An 18,178-nucleotide genomic window follows, 5' to 3' on the forward strand; every position below is an offset into this window, starting at 1 on the left:
GGGTGAGGGTGGCGGTGTTGGTGAGGTCGCCGGTGGTGCCGGAGGGCACGGTTCCGCTGATCGTGTAGGTCACGGTCCCGCCCGAGAGGACGGTGATGCTGTCATTGATGTTGCCTGTGCCAGACGCGGTGCACGCGCTGCCGGGGGATGCCACACAGGTCCAGGTGAATCCGGCCAAGGGTGCGGCCAGGGGGTCGGTCAGATTCGCGCCGACCGCGTCCGAAGGGCCGCCGTTGCTGACGGTCACTGTGTAGGAGAAGGCTGCGCCTGGCACGTAGGGGCTCGGGGTGGCTGTTTTGACGACGGCGAGGTCCACCGTCAGGGCAGCCGGCGTCACGACGGTCGACGAGCAGTTCGGAGTGCACTCCGGATCCGAGGCTCCGGCCGGTGGGCTGACGGTGGCGGTGTTGGTCAGATCGCCGGTGGTGCCGGACGGCACCGTTCCGCTGATCGTGTACGTCACCGTCCCACCGGCGAGGACGGTGACGGTGTCGTTGATGGTGCCGGTACCCGAAGCGGTGCAGGAACTTCCGGTAGCTGGCGCACAGGTCCAGGTGAACCCGGCCAAGGGTGCGGGAAGCGGGTCGGTCACTGTCGCACCGACGGCGTCGGAGGGTCCGCCGTTGGTGACGGTGACCGTGTAGGTCAGCGGTGCACCCGGCACGTACGGGCTTGAGGACGCGGTTTTCACGACGGCTAGGTCCACCGTCAGCGCCGCCGGGGTCACGACGGTCGACGAGCAGTTCGGTGTGCAGTCCGGGTCGGTGACGCCTTCCGGCGGGGTGAGCGTTGCGGTGTTCGTCAGGTCGCCGGTGGTGCCCGACGGGACGGTGCCGCTGATCGTGTACGTCACTGTCCCGCCGGCCGGGACGGTGATGGTGTCGTTGATGCTGCCGGTGCCGGAGGCGGTGCAGGAACTTCCGGCGGACGGCTCGCAGGTCCAGGTGAATCCGCCCAGTGGTGCGGGCAGCGGGTCGGTCAGGTTCGCGCCGACGGCGTCAGAGGGTCCGCCGTTGGTGACGGTGACCGTGTAGGAGAAGGCTGCGCCCGGCACGTAGGGGCTTGGGGACGCGGTTTTGACGACGACGAGGTCGACCACTGGTCCGGCGGGGGTGACCACTGTCGAAGAGCAGTTCGGTGTGCAGTCCGGGTCGGTGACGCCTTCCGGCGGGGTGAGCGTTGCGGTGTTCGTCAGGTCGCCGGTGGTGCCCGCCGGGACGGTGCCGCTGATCGTGTACGTCACCGTCCCGCCGGCCGGGACGGTGATGGTGTCGTTGATGCTGCCGGTGCCGGAGGCGGTGCAGGAACTTCCGGCGGACGGCTCGCAGGTCCAGGTGAACCCGGCCAGTGGTGCGGGCAGCGGGTCGGTCAGGTTCGCGCCGACGACGTCGGACGGGCCGCCGTTGGTCACGGTGACTGCGTAGGAGAAGGACGCGCCCGGAACATACGGGCTCGGGTTTGCGGTCTTGACCACCGCCAGATCCACCGTCAGCGTCGCCGGAGTCACGACGGTCGATGAGCAACTAGGCGTGCAGTCCGGATCTGAGACGCCCTCCGGTGGGGTGAGAGTGGCCGTGTTGGTGAGGTCGCCGGTGGTGCCCGACGGGACCGTTCCGCTGATCGTGTACGTCACCGTTCCGCCCGCGAGGACGGTGATCGTGTCGTTGATGGTGCCCGTTCCGGACGCGGTGCACGCGCTGCCAGGGGATGGTGCACAGGTCCAGGTGAATTCGGCCAACGGCGGAGGCAGGGGATCGGTCAGGTTCGCGCCGACGGCGTCGGAGGGCCCGCCGTTGGTCACTGTCACCGTGTAGGTCAGCGGCGTGCCTGGCACGTATGGGTTGGGGGATGCGGTCTTCACGACGGCCAGGTCGACCACTGGTCCGGCGGGCGTGGCCACAGCCGACGAGCAGTTCGGGGTGCAGTCCGGGTCAGTCGCGCCGGTGGGCGGGGTGAGCGTGGCCGTGTTGGTCAAATCGCCGCTGGTTCCGGAGGGCACGGTTCCGCTGATCGTGTACGTCACGGTCCCGCCCGCGAGGACGGTGATGGTGTCGTTGATGCTGCCGGTGCCGGAGGCGGTGCACGCACTGCCGGCGGACGCCTCGCAGGTCCAGGTGAACCCGGCCAGCGGTGCGGGCAGCGGGTCGGTCAGGGTTGCCCCGACCGCATCGGACGGTCCGCCGTTGGTCACTGTCACCGTGTAGGAGAAGGGTGCACCCGGCACGTACGGGCTCGGGTTTGCGGTTTTCACCACCGCCAGATCCACCGTCAGCGTCGCCGGGGTCACGACCGTCGACGAGCAGTTCGGTGTGCACTCCGGATCCGAGACGCCGTCTGGTGGGGTGAGCGTTGCGGTGTTGGTCAGGTCGCCCGTGGTGCCCGACGGCACGGTCCCGCTGATCGTGTACGTCACGGTCCCGCCTGCGAGAACGGTGATGGTGTCGTTGATGCTGCCGGTGCCGGACGCGGTGCAGGAACTTCCCGCGGACGCCTCACAGCTCCAGGTGAACCCGGCCAGCGGTGCGGGCAGCGGGTCGGTCAGGGTTGCCCCAACCGCATCGGACGGTCCGCCGTTGGTCACTGCCACCGTGTAGGAGAAGGGCGCGCCCGGCACGTAGGGACTTTGCGACGCGGTCTTCACCACAGCGAGGTCAACAGTGGGGATGACGGTGAGGGTGGTGGAGCCGGGCGGGTTGATCCCGACGATGGTGGGAAGTTGCTCTCGCAGCCGGGGATCGTGGAGCCGTCCGGGGCGACGCATCCGGTGTTGGTGTACGAGCCGACCACAGTGCTGGTCACCTGGATGGAGATCGTGCAGGAGGCGACGTTCAGGTCCAGGTTGCCGGCGAAGTCGACGGACGTGGCGCCGGCGGGAGCGGTCACAGTGGCGTCCGAGCACGTGGTGCTGTTGACCCCGGTGGCGGTCACATTGGCGGGAAGGGTGTCGGTGAAACTCATCCCGTTCTTGGCTTGCAGATCGTCGGTGTTGGTGATGGTGAACGTCAGCGTGGACGTCTGCCCCTGCCCGATGGTGGTGGGGTTGAAAGCCTTGTCGAGTTGGGGGGTGACGTCGACGATCTGCGGAAGGTCGAACGCGACGTCGTTGCCGATGCCCGTTGCGGTCGCGTTGTAGAGGCGCAGGCCCAGGGTCGGTGTATCAGCCACCGACAATTGCAGTGCCAACGATTGCAGCTTGGCTATCCAGGTGTTGTTGACGATCTCGGCGCCGGGATCCGTGCATGGGCTCAGGTTCTGTGCGAGCACCGTCGGGACGCCGTTGAGAAGCAGCTCGAACCGAAGTCGCGCCCGCTGGGCGGACGGAACGGTGCAGTTCCTCTCAGCGAAGATCGCCGAGACCGAGTAGAAGTGGCCACCGATCGCCGGAATGGTGTTGTTGTCGGTCTCCAGTTGGTATCCGGGAAGCTGCGCGCCGGTCACGCTGTTGGTGTACTCGGTGAGTACCTGGTTCGTGGCGGCCTCCCCGGGGCTCTGCCCCTGAAACAGCCCCATGTCACGGGCCATCTCCTGTAGCCGGCCCCATGCGTCTGAACGACCGCACTGGTCGTTGTTGGTGACCGGCGGGTCGCCACCGTTGGGCGGCAGCGGCGACGTCTGACGCATGATCCAGCCGTTGCACGCGCCCGCGCCGGGGCTCCACGCGGGATCCGCCGTATAGGTCTCACCGTCCGCGCCGCTGCCACCCGGCCCCGGCACGTAAACGGAACCTGGCGATCCGGTGTAGGAACCAATGCGAATCGGCGCCGCAGCCGCGCTCTCGTTGGAAAAGTCCTCAGTGAAAATCGGGGTGCCGGGCTGAGGCGTTCCGGGCAGGCCCGGCACGGTCGCCAATGCGGGTTGGCTTGACGCCACAACCACCAGCGTGGACGACGCGGCAAACGCGCCGACCGCCGCCAGCGCTGATGTGAACCATCGGCGTTCCCCGCGAACCATATTCGTTTCCCCCGTCATGCGGCCTGCAGGAGTCGCAGTAGTGGCGTTCCGACCGCGCCTGACGATCTCAAATCGCGAACGCCAGACAGAATCACCCGATACGTGGTCACCCAATCGAGTGAGGGAATGATGGCCGAATGCAATGACCGGGATGTGCAGGGAATTCGACGCGCGGCGGCTCAGCCGGGCCATCACGGCGGCCAGCTCGGCCGGCGGATCGGCGTCCCAGCCGTCCGACCCGATCACCACCACCGCCCCGCGGGTCGCCTCCGCGTGGTGGGAGGTGAGCAGGGCGCGCAGATTCGTGGCGATCCGGGTGCCCCCGTACCGGTCGGTCACCGCAACAGCCCCTCCGATGATCCGGGTAGCCTTCGCGGATGGACCTCGATGATCTTCCGCTCGCCGAGTTCGCGTTTCCGGGGCCACTGCGGGACAAACTCGTGGGCGCGATCCTGTCCGGGGCGAAGACCTCGACGACCGGTCTGCTGATCGGCTACCAGCGCGCCGACGAGCCGCTGCCGACGGTGGGCCAACTGTCCGCCGTGGTGGACTCCGCCGGTCGGCGGGTCGCGGCCATCGAGCTGACCGACGTACGGGTGATCCGGCTCGCCGACGTCGACCTGGCACACGCCCTTGCCGAGGGGGAGGGCGACGAGTCGGTGGCCCAGTGGCGCGCGGGACACGAGACGTTCTGGCACAGCGCCGCCGTGCGCGCCGAACTGGGCGACCCCGACTTCACAGTGGACGACGACACCCTGGTCGTGACCGAACGCTTCCGGCTGGTGCACGTCGTCTGAGCGACCGGAGCCGCCGTGCACCGGTCCGCGACGGGCCACACGGTCGTGCAAGGTCACCTATGCTCGGCGCGTGATCCCCCCGGCACTCGAGATCCGTGGCCTGGTCAAGACCTTCGCGGCGCATCGCGCGGTGGACGGCGTCGATCTGACCGTCCACCCCGGCACCTTCCACGGCATCGTCGGTCCCAACGGCGCCGGCAAGTCCACCACCATCGGGATGGCCGTCGGCCTGGTCACCCCGGACTCCGGCGAGATCCGGATCCTCGGCCACGACGCGCTGCGCGAGCGCGGCGTGACCCGCGCGCTGACCGGCGTACTCCCCGACGGCCTCGACTTCCCGGAACGCCTCACCGGTGCCGAGCTGCTGCGCTACAGCGCCGGCCTGCGCGGGCTGTCCCGGGCCGCGGCCACCGACCGGGCCGCCGAACTGATCGATGTGCTCGGCCTGACCAAGGGTGCCGGCACACCCCTGGCCGACTGTTCCACCGGCACCCGCAAGAAGCTCGGCCTCGCCCAGGCGCTGCTGCACGCGCCCCGGCTGCTCGTGCTCGACGAACCGTTCGAGGCGGTCGACCCGGTGTCGGCGGCCACCATCCGCCGGGTGCTGCGCCGGTTCGTGGCCGGCGGCGGCACCTGTGTGCTGTCCACCCACTCGATGCTGCTCGTCGAGCAGATGTGCGACGACGTCACCGTGATCCACCAGGGCCGGGTGGTCGCCGCCGGGCCGGTCGCCGAGGTCGCCGCCGGCAGCAGCCTGGAGGACCGGTTCGTCGAGTTGGTCGGCGCCGAAACCTCCGGCAGCGCCGGCCTGGACTGGCTGACCGGGGCACGATGAGCGCGCAACCCTCCCTCGCCCCGCTGGCCGACACCCTCGGCGCGATCGCGGTGCCGGCCCGGATGCGCACGACGATGCTGCGCCGCTCGCTGCGCGAGCACCCCGGGCCGACCGTGGCCGCCCTGGTCGGTCTGCTGGCCGCCGCCTGGCTGATCCGGTACGCGCTGCGCGGCGACCAGCACACCCTCGGCCTGCTCGCCGGTGCCTGGGTGCTCGGCTGGATCGTCCTGCCGCTGCTGCTCGGCGGCGGGCGCGGCCGGGTCCGCCCGGCCCACCTGAGGTTGGAGCCGATCGGCGGGGTCCCGGCCGCGATCGGTCTGCTCACCGCGTCGGCGATCGGCATCGGTCCGGCCGTCTCGCTGGTGGCGCTCGCCGCGCTGCCGGTGCACGCCGCCCGGCACGGCACCGTCGCGGTCCTCGTCACCGCCGGCGGCGCGGTGCTCCTCTGGCTGCTCGGGCTGATCGGCTCGGCCATCGCGCTGGAGGTCGTCGGCCACGCCGGTGGTCCCGCCGGGGCGCTGCTCACCGGCGTCTTCACCGGCACGGCGATGGGTGTCGCGGGGTCGCTCTGGGCGGTCTTCCCGTGGGTGTCGGTCCTGCTCGTGGCAGCGCCGCAGGAGGTGGTCCGGGCCATGGCGTACGTGCCGAGCGGTTGGCCGATCGCCGCCGTGACCGGGCCAACCGGGCGAGGGGTGGGCATGATGGCGGCCCTGGTGGGCATCGTGGCGCTCTGCGCCGCCGCGTACCTCATGCTTGTCCGAAGGGTGATCGCCGCTGGCGTGCCGTTCCGGCCGCGCCGGACCACCGCGGCGTCGCTGGCCGCACCTGACCGCGAGTGGCTGGGATGGGTGCCGGCCGCGACGCGGGCCGTCACCGGTCGTGAGCTGCGGGCCTGGATGCGGCATCCGTTGCGGTTGCAGTATCTGGCGTTCGCGGTGGTGTACGGGGCGCTGCTCGCCGGGCTGCCGCTGCTGTCCGACGTGGACCTGCTGCTGCCGTGGGCCGGGCCGCTCGCCGTGCTCGGCGCGGCGGCCATGTCGGCCGGCCTGGTCGGGCTGGACGGCACCGCGTTGTGGCTGCCGCTCACCACGCCCGGCGGCGAACGAGCCGAGGTCCGGGGACGGGCCCTGGCCTGGCTGGTGCTGGTCACCCCGATCGGGGTGCTGCTCACCGTCGCCGGTGTCCTGCTCGCGCCGGACGTCGACCCGCTGGCCGCGCTCTGCACCCTGCCGGCTCTGCTCGGCGCGGGCGCGTCGGTGCCGGTGTGGGTGTCGCTGCTGCGGGTACGGCCGGTGGCCGACCCCCGGCACCCCACCGCGGCCGACAACCCCACGGACATCGTCAGCGTGCTGGTCGCCACCGGGTCAGGGCTGGTCGCTGCCGCGCCGGTGCTCGCCCTGGTGATCTGGGGTCCGTCGGGAGTGACGCCGCTGCTGCCACTGGTCGGGCTGCTCAGCGGCGCCGCGGCCTGGCGAGGCGGCATCTGGTTGGCCGACGAACGTCTCACCCGACGCGGGCTCGACGTGCTCGCCGCCGCCGGCCAGCGCAGCCGGCCCACGGAGACGGTGCTCCCGCCGACCTGGGACGCACAGTGGTTCCGGGAGAACAAGCTGACCGCGTGGGCGCTGGGGTTGCTCACCGTGGGGTGGATCCCGGTCATCCCGCAGGGGGTGATGCCGTTGGCGTTCGGAATCGACAGTGGGTGGATCGTGGCGGGCCACCTGAGCGGGGGTGCGCGCACCGCCGTGGGGTTGGCCATGATCGGCCTGGGTGTGGCAATGCTGCTCGCGGGCCTGGTGCTGTGGGATCGCCGGCCGCAGCCAGGCGGCAGTGCCCACCCTGCTTCCGGGCAAGCGGAGTAGGCGGGGTTTGGCACGTCGATCGGTGGCAGCTCAGCGGGGCAGCGCTCGGCGTGTCGAACAGCTCAGCTGCCAACGATCGAGGGAGCAGCGCTGCCGCCGGGACGTCGCCAGGATCTCAGTGCCGTTGTTCGTCTTCGTAACCTTGGTCCGACAGACTGCGCGGTATGCGTGATGGTTGGCGCCGGTGGGCGTGGGTCGGGGTGTTCGTCGTCGGGCTGATCCTTTATCTGGCGGTGCTGCGCACCCTGGTCAGCACCAAGAATCCGAACTTCGTACCGGCGTTGATCCTGCTCGGGGCGACGCTGGTGCCGTTGACGTTCCTGACGTTCGCGCAGGCTCGTACCGGGCGGTGGCAGGTGCCGGCGTCGGTCCTGGTGACGTCGGCGTTCTTCGGTGGTGTGATCGGCACGGTGGTCGCCGGAACGCTGGAGTACGACACCCTGCGGGGGCTCGGCACCCTGCCGATGCTGTTCGTGGCGTTGATCGAGGAGTCGGCGAAGTTGATCGTCCCGGTGATCCTGCTGTTCACGGTGGTGGCCCAGCACCGGCGTCGGGTGCCCTCGGACGGGCTGATCATCGGGGTCGCGGCCGGCATGGGTTTCGCCGCGCTGGAGACGATGGGCTACGCCTTCACCGCGCTGCTGAGCTCGCAGGGCAACATCGGCGCGGTGGAGCAGACCTTGTTCATCCGTGGGCTGACCGCGCCGGCCGGGCACACCGCCTGGACCGGGCTCACCGCTGGCGCGCTGTGGGCGTTGTTGGCGAGCCCGAGTGTCGGTCGGATCTTCGGGTTCATCGGCACGTTTCTGGGTGTCGTCGCCCTGCACACCCTCTGGGACACGTTCTCCGGCTCGCTGGTCTTCGTCGTGGTGGCGATCATCAGCATCGGCTGGTTGTTCTGGGCGCTGCGCCGCTACCGCACCTTCGGCGAGCACCCGGTCGGCGAGTTGCAACCGCACTAACCATCGCCGTACTTCATGCCGCGCCCGGCCGGCACGAACAGCTGGGGCAGGCATGACTGTTGGTGATCCCGCTGCGACCGGACCGGCACCTCATCTACCGTCAGAGTGTTCATATATGGCGGATTGGTCGGGAAGGTGCGGCGATGGGGGTGCGCAGCTGGTTCGCGGGTTGGCCGGTGTACCGCCAGCTCACCGGCACGGACCCGCTGGGCCGGGGTGCCGCCGCGAAGTCGGACGGGTCCCGCGCGCTGACTGCCCGTACCGATACCGCTGACAGCGTGGCGCGGTCGGTGTGCCCGTACTGCGCGGTGGGGTGTGGTCAGCGGGTGTTCGTCAAGGACGGGCAGGTCAGTCAGATCGAGGGCGATCCGGACAGCCCGATCTCCCGGGGTCGGCTCTGCCCGAAGGGTTCGGCCAGCAAGAGCCTGGTGACCAGCCCGCTGCGGCAGACCACCGTGCGCTACCGCCGCCCGTACAGCACCGAGTGGGAGGACCTGGACCTCGACACCGCGATGAACATGATCGCCGATCGGGTCCTGGCCGCGCGGGACGAAACCTGGGAGGACGTCGACGCCGAGGGACGACCGCTCAACCGGACGCTGGGCATCTCCAGTCTGGGCGGGGCGACGCTCGACAACGAGGAGAACTACCTGATCAAGAAGTTGTTCACCGCGATGGGGGCGCTTCAGATCGAGAATCAGGCTCGTATTTGACACTCCTCCACCGTCCCCGGTCTGGGGACCAGCTTCGGTCGTGGCGGCGCCACCCAGTACCAGCAGGACCTGTCGAACTCCGACCTCATCGTCATCCAGGGTTCGAACATGGCCGAGGCGCACCCGGTGGGTTTCCAGTGGGTGATGGAGGCCAAGCGCCGGGGGGCGAAGGTCTTCCACATCGACCCTCGCTTCACCCGCACCAGCGCGCTGGCCGACGCGTACCTGCCGATCCGGGCGGGCACCGACATCGCGCTGCTCGGCGGGGTGATCCGCTACATCCTCGACAACGAACTGGACTTCCGGGAGTACGTGGTCTCCTACACCAACGCCGCGACGATCGTGACCGAGGAGTTCGTCGACACCGAGGACATGCACGGGCTCTTCTCCGGTTTCCAGGAGGAGAACGCCTCGTACGACCAGACCAGTTGGCGCTACGAGGGCCAAGGCCAGAACCAGACGACCCGGGACACCGAGACGCAGCGGGAGACCGGGGCCGGGCTGGAACACGAGTCACACGGCGCCCCCGTCGGCGGCGAGACCGAGCGTGACGAGACGTTGCAGCACCCGCGCTGCGTCTACCAGATCCTCAAGCGGCACTACGCCCGCTACACGCCGGAGATGGTGGAACGGGTCTGCGGCATCCCACAGGAGAAGTTCCTCGAACTGGCCCAGGCCTGGACGCAGAACTCCGGCCGGGACCGCACCGGCATGCTCGTCTACTCGGTGGGGTGGACGCAGCACAGCGTGGGTGTGCAGTACATCCGAACTGGCGCGATCATCCAGCTGTTGCTGGGCAACATGGGTCGCCCGGGCGGCGGGGTGATGGCCCTGCGCGGGCACGCCAGCATCCAGGGGTCGACCGACATCCCGACACTGTTCAACCTGCTGCCCGGTTACCTGCCGATGCCGCACCACGCCGACCACCCCACCCTGACCGAGTGGGTGGACAGCATCGCGCACCCCGGGCAGAAGGGGTTCTGGGGCAACGCCCGCACCTACGGCGTCAACCTGCTCAAGGCGTACTGGGGAGATGCCGCCACCGCCGAGAACGACTTCTGCTACGGCTACATGCCGCGGATGACCGGTGATCACGGCACCTACCAGCAGGTGCTGAACATGATCGACGGGAAGATCAAGGGGTACTTCCTGCTCGGGCAGAACCCGGCCGTCGGGTCGGCCCACGGTCGGGCCCAGCGCCTCGGCATGGCCAACCTCGACTGGCTCGTCGTCCGGGACCTGTTCGAGATCGAAAGCGCCACGTTCTGGAAGAACGCGCCGGAGATCGAGACCGGGGAGATCGTGCCCGAGGAGTGCCGTACCGAGGTGTTCTTCCTGCCCGCGGCGTCGCATGTGGAGAAGGAAGGCACGTTCACGCAGACGCAGCGGTTGTTGCAGTGGCGGGAGAAGGCCGTCGAGCCGCCGGGCGACGCCCGCTCCGAGCTGTGGTTCTTCTACCACCTCGGGCGCATCATCCGGGAACGGCTGGCGGCGTCGACCATGCCGCGCGACCGGGCGTTGCTCGACCTCGCCTGGGACTATCCCACGCACGGTCCGTACGCGGAGCCGAGCGCCGAGGCGGTGCTGCGCGAGATCAACGGGTACGACGTGGCCACCGGCCGGCCGCTGGCGTCGTTCACCGAGATGAAGGACGACGGCTCCACCGTCGGCGGCTGTTGGATCTACACCGGGGTGTACGCGGACGGCGTCAACCAGGCCGCCCGGCGCAAACCCGGCGCGCAGCAGTCACTGGTGGCGCCCGAGTGGGGTTGGGCGTGGCCGGCGAACCGGCGCATCCTCTACAACCGGGCCTCGGCCGACCCGGACGGCAACCCATGGAGTGAGCGCAAACGCTACGTGTGGTGGGACGCGGACAAGGGCGAGTGGACCGGTTACGACGTGCCGGACTTCGAGAAGACCAAACCGCCGTCCTACCGACCGGAGCACGACGCCGCAGGCGTGGCGGGCATCGCCGGCGACGACCCGTTCATCCTTCAGGGCGACGGCAAGGGTTGGCTGTACGCGCCCACCGGCGTCCTGGACGGGCCCCTGCCGACCCACTACGAGCCGGTGGAGTCGCCGGTGCGTAACCCGCTCTACCGGCAGCAGGCCAACCCGACCCGCAAGGTCTACACGCACCCGATCAACACGTTGAATCCGAGCCCGCCGCAGGAGCACAGTCAGGTGTTCCCGTACGTGTTCACTGTCAGCCGGCTCACCGAGCACCACACCGCCGGCGCGATGAGCCGCAACGTGTCGCCGTTGGCCGAGTTGCAGCCCGAGATGTTCGTCGAGGTGTCGCCGGAGCTGGCTGCCCTGCGAGGGCTGAGCCATCTGGGCTGGGCCCATCTGGTGACCAGCCGCGCGTCGGTGGAGGCGAAGGTGCTGGTGACCGACCGTGTCACGCCGTTGCGGGTGGACGGCCGGATCATCCACCAGGTCTGGTTGCCGTACCACTTCGGTTTTGAGGGTCTGGTGACCGGCGACTCGGCCAACGACCTGTTCGGCATCACCCTCGACCCCAACGTCCTGATTCAGGAGAGCAAGGTCGGCACGTGCGACGTCCGGCCCGGACGACGCCCCAGAGGCCAGGAGCTGTTGGACCTCGTCGTCGACTACCGACGGCGGTCGGGGAACCTCGTGCACCGTTACCCACCGATGGTCACGACCGACGTCGCCGACAGCGCCAGCGACCAGGAGGCCTGACCGATGCCCCACGCCAACGCCCTGTACGGGCCGCTGGACCCCGCACCGGACGCGGGCTACGAGGACGCGCCGCCGCGGATGGGGTTCTTCACCGATACCAGCGTCTGTATCGGTTGCAAGGCGTGTGAGGTGGCCTGCAAGGAGTGGAACGGTGTGCCGGAGAGTGGCCTCGACCTGCTGGGCATGTCGTACGACAACACGGGTGCGTTGACCGCGAACTCGTGGCGGCACGTCGCGTTCATCGAACAGCCCCGCTCGGTGGGCTGGGCGACTGCGGCGTTCGAGGACAACCCGGACGGGCCGGCGGTCAGTCCGCTCACGGCTGCCGTCGGCGCGCGTACCGAGACCGACACCGGTACGGATCCGGGTCTGCCCACCGGTTCGCCGGGGGCGGCGGCGCGGATGTCGGGTGGGCCGGAGTTTCTGGGGATGCCGGGTGCGCAGCCGCCGGGGCGGGGTTCGGGTGCGGAGGGTCGGACGGATTTCCGGTGGTTGATGATGTCGGATGTCTGTAAGCACTGCACCCATGCGGCGTGTCTGGACGTGTGTCCGACGGGTTCGTTGTTCCGGACGGAGTTCGGGACGGTGGTGGTGCAGGAGGACATCTGCAACGGCTGCGGTTACTGCATCTCCGCGTGCCCGTACGGGGTGATTGACCAGCGTAAGGACGATGGTCGGGCGTGGAAGTGCACGTTGTGCTACGACCGGTTGGGTGTGGGGATGACGCCGGCGTGTGCGCAGGCGTGTCCGACCGAGTCGATCCAGTACGGGGAACTGGACGAGTTGCGGGAGCGGGCTGCCGCGCGGGTGGCGACGCTGCACGAGCGGGGGGTTGCGGAGGCGCGACTGTACGGGCACGACCCGAACGACGGTGTGGGTGGGGACGGGGCGTTCTTCCTGCTCCTGGACGAGCCCGAGGTGTACGGCCTGCCACCCGACCCGGTGGTGACCACCCGCGACCTACCGGCCATGTGGAAACGCGCCGGCCTGGCGGCGATGACGATGGCGGTCGCCGCGGCGGTCGCGTTCCTGGGTAGGCGGCAATGACCGACGAGACACCATCGAACGAGTCGGTCGGCGCCCGGTTCCGCGAGTTCCAGGCCGGCCTCGACCAGCCCGACGGGAAGCGCCACCGGCAGCCCGGCCGGCGACGCGGCGACGGCGGTGAGCAGCTCACCGTGCCGCCGGCCGACTTCGCCTCCTACTACGGCCGGCCCGTGCTGAAGCCGCCGGTGTGGAAGTACGACATCGCCGGCTACCTGTTCACCGGTGGCCTCGCCGCCGGAAGCGCGCTGGTCGGCGCGGGCGCCCAGCTGACCGGACGACCGGGGCTGCGCAAGGTGGGCCGGTGGACGGCGCTCGGCGGCGTCGCCGCCAGCACGTACCTGCTGATCCACGACCTCGGCCGGCCGACCCGGTTCCATCACATGCTCCGGGTGGCCAAGGTGACCTCGCCGATGTCGGTCGGCACCTGGATCCTCGCCGCGTTCGGGCCCCTCGCAGGCGTGGCAGCGGTCGCCGAACTCGCACCGCTGCTCCCGCGGCATGGTGTGCTCGGCCTCGCCCGCCGGATCGGACCGCCCGTCGGGAACGTCGCCGGACTGGCCGCCGCGGCCACGGCACCGGCGCTGGCGACGTACACCGGGGTGCTGCTCGCCGACACGGCCGTGCCGTCCTGGCACGACGCCTACCCCTCGCTGCCGTTCGTCTTCGCCGGCAGCGCGCTCGCCGCCGCGTCCGGGGTCGGACTGATCGCGGCACCGCCCTCGGAGACCGCCCCACTACGGCGACTCGCAGTGGCCGCGGCGGCCGTCGAGTTCGGTGGGGGGCACCATCTGGAGCGGCAGGGCCTCACCGGTGAGCCCTACACGCACGGACGCAGCGGCCGGCTGGTCAAGGCGGGACGCGTCCTGCTGACAGTGGGCACGGTCGCCGCACTGGTCAGTCGACGCAGCCGGATCCTGTCGGCGCTCTCCGGCGCCGCCCTGGTGGCGTCGTCGATCGCGACCCGGTTCGGTGTCTTCGAGGCGGGACGGGTCTCGGCGCGCGATCCGAAGTACACGGTCGTGCCCCAGCGGGAGCGGCTCGACGAGAGCCGGTCGACGACCCCACTCTGAGCGGACCGACGAGGAAGGCGCCCCCCGACGGGGCGCCTTCCTCGGATCCGAGGAGAGGTGTGGGCGCGACGGGCCACCGCCGGCGCGGCCGGTCAGCCGGTGAACAGCTTCGCGGCGGTGATGGCGGTCTGGACGATGCCGTACCCGAGGAGCACCGCGACCAGCAGCCACGACAACCACAGTCGTCCGGTCTGGCTACCGACTCGTGGCGGCGCGGGCGGCTGGCTCTGCGGCCCGATGGCCACCGGTTCGGTGATGGTCGCCTTCGCCACGGGCGACGTCGGCCCCCGGTTTGGTTCGTGGAACCGCTCGGGCACCGAACGGACCAGCAGGTTCGCGATGAACCCGATGGCGAGGACGCCGACCATGGTGAACAGCGCGGGCCGGTACGCCGCCGCGGTGAGTGTGCCGGGCTTGCCCTGCGTGTCGAGGATCCCGTTGACGATCAGCGGGCCGGCGACACCCGCGGCCGACCAGGCGGTGAGGATCCGGCCGTGGATCGCCCCGACCTGGAAGGTGCCGAACAGGTCACGCAGGTAGGCCGGCATGGTGGCGAAGCCACCGCCGTAGAAGGAGATGATCGCGGCGGCGATCAGCACGAAGACCGCTGTCGCGGAGTGCCCGGCCACGGCGAGCAGCAGGTACAACACCATGCCGACGCCGAGGTAGACCATGTAGATGGGCTTGCGGCCGATGAGGTCGGACGTCGTGGACCAGACGAACCGGCCCGCCATGTTGAACAGCGACAGCACCCCCACGAAGCCGGCCGCCGCCGACACCGAGACCGTGGTGGCGGTCCCGTTGTCCCGGAAGAAGTCCTGGATCATCGGGCTGGCCTGCTCCAGGATGCCGATGCCCGCGGTGACGTTGCAGAACAGCACGATCCACAGCAACCAGAACGACCGGGTACGCACCGCGTTCGACGCCGACACGCTCGCCGTCGTCACCAGAGGTTTGGCGGCAACGCTCGCCGGGTCGAACCCGGCGGGCCGCCAGTCCGGTGCCGGAACCCGGACGTTGAACGGGCCGAACATCATGATCACGAAATACCCGATGCCGAACGTGACGAAGAGCGCCACGAGGGCGCTGCCCGACGCCACGGCGGCCGGGTTGTCGGGGTTGTAGCCGGAGTCGTAGAGGGAGAGCAGTTGGCGCGCGAGCGGGCCGGCGACCAGGGCGCCACCGCCGAACCCCATGATGGCCAGCCCGGTGGCCAGGCCGGGGCGGTCCGGGAACCACTTGATCAGTGTCGAGACGGGTGAGATGTAGCCGATGCCGAGCCCGATGCCGCCGATGACGCCGTATCCGAGGTAGAGCAGCCAGAGTTGTTGCGTCGCGATGCCGAGCGCGCCGACCAGGAACCCGGTGGCCCAGAAGCAGGCGGAGGCGAACATCGCCCGGCGCGGCCCGTTCTTTTCCACCCAACGGCCACCCACCGCGGCGGACGAACCCAGCATGACGATGGCGATGCTGAAGATCGCCCCGATCGCCGTCTGGCTGCTGTCGAAGTGCGCGATGAGGGAGTTCTTGTAGACACTCGTCGCGTAGACCTGACCGATGCACACGTGCACAGCCAGTGCCGCGGTTGGGATGAGCCAGCGGCTGTATCCCGGGGGAGCGACAGTGTGCCGAGGATCGAAGACCGAGAGCATGGGCATCGTCCACACCTCCTGCGGCTGAGCGACGTTGCGGAGCTGTCCGACCCGGCAGTTGGCCGAGCGGCGCCGCCGCAGTGGCGGCCGGGCGCACGTCTGGCGATCAGCCGATTACCGGCTCTACCTCACGTTACGTGGCGACTTGTGCACGTCATGTGATTACCGAAAAACGCGGGGATGGCGACGTCGGCGCCCGCGGCTGAGGCCGGAAGGGGGCACGAAGCGGGGGCGGGCCCTCCGGCCCGCCCCCGACTCTCTGTCGTACCGCTCAGTGCATCGCGGCCTTTGCGGCCGCCTCCTCCTGGGCGCGTCGTTCGTCCCCGCTGACGGTGTGCAGCGGCTTCTCCTTGATGAACAGCACGACGATCAGCGCCAGCAGCGCGAACGGCGCGCCGACCAGGAAGAGGTCCGCGGTGGCGATGCCGTACACGTCCTGGAGGATGCGTACCACCGGTTCGGGCAGGGTGGACAGGTCGGGCACCTCGGTGGAGCCACCACCGGCGGTGGCCGCCGGGCCGAGACGCTCGGTCGTCAGTGAGGTCACCCGGCTCGCCAGGACCGCGCCGAGGGCGCTGACCCCGATCGCGCCGCCCATGCTGCGGAAGAACGTCAGTACGGAGGTGGCAGCGCCGAGCTCCTGCGCTGGCACGTCGTTCTGCGCGGCGAGCACGAGGTTCTGCATGAGCATGCCGACGCCGACACCCAGCACGGCCATGTAGATCGACAGGACGACGACGCTGGTGTTGGCGTCGATGGTGCCGAGCAGCAGCATGCCGGCGGTCATCACCGCGGCGCCGGCGACCAGGTACGCCTTCCAGCGGCCGTACTTCGTGATGAGCTGGCCGGCCACCGTCGACGAGACCAGCAGACCGAAGATCATCGGGAGGCTCATCAGGCCAGCGACGGTGGGCGACTTGCCCAGCGAGATCTGGAAGTACTGGGACAGGAAGACGGTGCCGCCGAACATGGCGACGCCGACCAGCACGCTGGCGATCGTGGCCAGGGAGACCGTCCGGTTGCGGAAGATGTCCAGCGGGACGATCGGCTCCGCCGCCCGCGACTCGACGACCACGGCCAGCGCCAGCAGGACCAGGCCGCCGGCGACCATCAGGGCCGTCCAGCCGGAGGCCCAGTCGAACTTGTTCCCGGCCAGCGACGACCAGATCAGCAGCGTGGAGACGCCCGAGGTGATGAGCAGGGCGCCCAGCCAGTCGATCGTCGCCTTGCGGCGGACGACGGGCAGGTGAAGGGTGCGCTGGAGCAGGGCGATGGAGATGATGCTGAACGGGACGCCGATCAGGAAGCACCACCGCCAGCCCAACCACGACGTGTCGACGAGCAGGCCGCCGATCAGCGGACCGGCGATGGTGCCCACACCGAAGACCGCGCCGAAGATGCCGGCGTAGCGGCCCAGCTCACGCGGCGGGATCATCGCCGCCATGACGACCGTGGCCAGCGCTGTCATGCCGCCGGCGCCGATGCCCTGGACGACCCGGCTGAGCAGCAGAACCTCGACGTTCGGCGTGAAGCCCGCGATGAGCGAACCGACCACGAACAGTCCCAGCGACAGCTGGATCAGCAGCTTCTTGCTGTACAGGTCGGCCATCTTGCCCCACAGCGGCACCGTCGCGGTCATGGCGAGCAGTTCGCTGGTGACGATCCAGGTGTAGACGGTCTGGCTGCCGTTGAGGTCGGCGATGATCCGCGGCAGCGCGTTCGCCACCACCGTGGAGGCGAGGATGGACACGAACATGCCGACCATCAGGCCGGACAGGGCCTGGAGCACCTCCCGACGCGACATGCGCGTGCCGGCGGCGACGTCGGCGGGCGGGGCGGTTGTGGTCATTGACGCTCCCTTATCGGGTTTGTGGCGGAGTGACTGGCCCCGGCGCTGATGCGGCGGGGCGGGACCGGTGGGGGTTCACGAGGCGGGTGGCGGATCCGGCAGGCCGGCGGCCACCGCGGCGAAGGCCTCGTCGACGAGGTCGCGGAGCGGGCGGGTGTCGTCGCCGGCGGCCCACCGCAGCATCGCGGTGTGGAAGGCGGCGCTGGTGACAGCGGTGATCAGTGGCGGGAGGCCGTGGTCGGGGCCCACGCCGAGGCGGGTGGCGATGACCGAGACCATGGCCCGCTCGGTCGCGATGTTGCTGGACACCAGCCGAGGCAGCAGCGTGGGGTTCTGGGTGATGACCGTGAGCCGCAACCGCCACAGCTCCCGGTCGGCCTGGATCGTGTCGATCGCCTCGTCGAGGGCCAGCCGGACGGCCCGCAAGGCCGGCACGTGCGCGGGGACGGCGGCCAGACGCGCCACGACCGGTGTGCCGTCGAGTGCCGGATCGTCGGTGAGTGCCTCGTCCTTGCAGGTGAAGTAGTTGAAGAAGGTCCGCGAGGAGACGTCTGCGGCCTCGCTGATCTCCTCCACGGTCACGTGCTCCAGGCCGCGTTCGGCCACCAGTCGCAACGCGGCGGCGGTCAGCGCGGCCCGGGTCTGTGCCTTCTTGCGGTCCCGACGCCCGATGGCGACGTTGTCGGTGTCGGTCACGCGAGCGAGGCTAGGAGCGAAGTTGCACAGACTGCAAG

At 69.9% G+C, this 18,178-nt stretch carries 10 protein-coding genes and 2 pseudogenes; 7 read left to right on the forward strand and 5 right to left on the reverse strand.

Going from position 1 to position 18,178, the window contains the following annotated elements:
* Positions 1-2,644, reverse strand: a pseudogene (locus AB0C03_RS29355) (hypothetical protein); the annotation flags it as partial.
* On the reverse strand, positions 2,638-4,290 hold the full coding sequence (locus AB0C03_RS32380; RefSeq protein WP_245233753.1) for a DUF7933 domain-containing protein: 1,653 nt from the start codon (positions 4,288-4,290) through the stop codon (positions 2,638-2,640). The pseudogene AB0C03_RS29355 and the gene AB0C03_RS32380, both read right to left, overlap by 7 nt.
* A 38-nt stretch (positions 4,291-4,328) precedes the next feature.
* On the opposite strand from AB0C03_RS32380, the gene AB0C03_RS29365 reads away from it, so the two are divergent.
* From AB0C03_RS29365 to nrfD, 7 genes and pseudogenes are all read left to right on the forward strand, one after another.
* Entirely contained in the window at positions 4,329-4,748 is a 420-nt protein-coding gene (locus tag AB0C03_RS29365) for an ASCH domain-containing protein (RefSeq protein ID WP_030337047.1), read from the forward strand.
* Between the two features lie 70 nt (positions 4,749-4,818).
* Complete coding sequence (locus tag AB0C03_RS29370) at positions 4,819-5,583, forward strand: ABC transporter ATP-binding protein (RefSeq protein ID WP_030337046.1); 765 nt, start codon at positions 4,819-4,821, stop codon at positions 5,581-5,583.
* Positions 5,580-7,445: a hypothetical protein gene (locus tag AB0C03_RS29375; RefSeq protein WP_357640327.1), complete on the forward strand. Its 1,866-nt coding sequence runs from the start codon at positions 5,580-5,582 to the stop codon at positions 7,443-7,445. The genes AB0C03_RS29370 and AB0C03_RS29375 overlap by 4 nt, the downstream gene beginning before the upstream one ends.
* A 164-nt stretch (positions 7,446-7,609) precedes the next feature.
* Positions 7,610-8,407 carry a PrsW family intramembrane metalloprotease gene (locus tag AB0C03_RS29380; protein ID WP_357640330.1) on the forward strand — a complete coding sequence of 266 codons (798 nt, stop codon included), beginning with the start codon at positions 7,610-7,612 and terminating at the stop codon, positions 8,405-8,407.
* 143 nt (positions 8,408-8,550) lie between these two features.
* Positions 8,551-11,799: pseudogene (gene fdh, locus AB0C03_RS29385) on the forward strand (formate dehydrogenase); the annotation flags it as partial.
* 30 nt (positions 11,800-11,829) lie between these two features.
* A complete protein-coding gene (locus AB0C03_RS29390) occupies positions 11,830-12,873 on the forward strand; it encodes a 4Fe-4S dicluster domain-containing protein (protein ID WP_357640336.1) in 1,044 nt (347 codons plus the stop codon).
* A complete protein-coding gene (gene nrfD, locus AB0C03_RS29395) occupies positions 12,870-13,943 on the forward strand; it encodes an NrfD/PsrC family molybdoenzyme membrane anchor subunit (protein WP_030337041.1) in 1,074 nt (357 codons plus the stop codon). Before AB0C03_RS29390 ends, nrfD begins: the two co-directional genes overlap by 4 nt.
* A gap of 92 nt (positions 13,944-14,035) precedes the next feature.
* On the opposite strand, the gene AB0C03_RS29400 is transcribed toward nrfD, so the two are convergent.
* From AB0C03_RS29400 to AB0C03_RS29410, 3 genes are all read right to left on the reverse strand, one after another.
* On the reverse strand, positions 14,036-15,595 hold the full coding sequence (locus AB0C03_RS29400; RefSeq protein WP_036412435.1) for an OFA family MFS transporter: 1,560 nt from the start codon (positions 15,593-15,595) through the stop codon (positions 14,036-14,038).
* A gap of 271 nt (positions 15,596-15,866) precedes the next feature.
* Positions 15,867-17,444 carry an MDR family MFS transporter gene (locus AB0C03_RS29405; protein ID WP_357640339.1) on the reverse strand — a complete coding sequence of 526 codons (1,578 nt, stop codon included), beginning with the start codon at positions 17,442-17,444 and terminating at the stop codon, positions 15,867-15,869.
* Between the two features lie 75 nt (positions 17,445-17,519).
* Complete coding sequence (locus AB0C03_RS29410) at positions 17,520-18,140, reverse strand: acyl-CoA-like ligand-binding transcription factor (RefSeq protein ID WP_036412433.1); 621 nt, start codon at positions 18,138-18,140, stop codon at positions 17,520-17,522.
* Positions 18,141-18,178 lie beyond the last annotated feature (38 nt).

Origin of the sequence: Micromonospora parva (genome assembly GCF_040649675.1) — a bacterium.
GTDB lineage: Bacteria > Actinomycetota > Actinomycetes > Mycobacteriales > Micromonosporaceae > Micromonospora > Micromonospora parva.

Coding starts and splice junctions, on each gene's coding strand:
- AB0C03_RS29405 (WP_357640339.1), bottom strand. CDS start 17,444: ATGACCACAACCGCCCCGCCCGCCGACGTCGCCGCCGGCACGCGCATG.
- AB0C03_RS29400 (WP_036412435.1), bottom strand. CDS start 15,595: ATGCTCTCGGTCTTCGATCCTCGGCACACTGTCGCTCCCCCGGGATAC.
- AB0C03_RS29390 (WP_357640336.1), top strand. CDS start 11,830: ATGCCCCACGCCAACGCCCTGTACGGGCCGCTGGACCCCGCACCGGAC.
- nrfD (WP_030337041.1), top strand. CDS start 12,870: ATGACCGACGAGACACCATCGAACGAGTCGGTCGGCGCCCGGTTCCGC.
- AB0C03_RS29380 (WP_357640330.1), top strand. CDS start 7,610: ATGCGTGATGGTTGGCGCCGGTGGGCGTGGGTCGGGGTGTTCGTCGTC.
- AB0C03_RS29375 (WP_357640327.1), top strand. CDS start 5,580: ATGAGCGCGCAACCCTCCCTCGCCCCGCTGGCCGACACCCTCGGCGCG.
- AB0C03_RS29365 (WP_030337047.1), top strand. CDS start 4,329: ATGGACCTCGATGATCTTCCGCTCGCCGAGTTCGCGTTTCCGGGGCCA.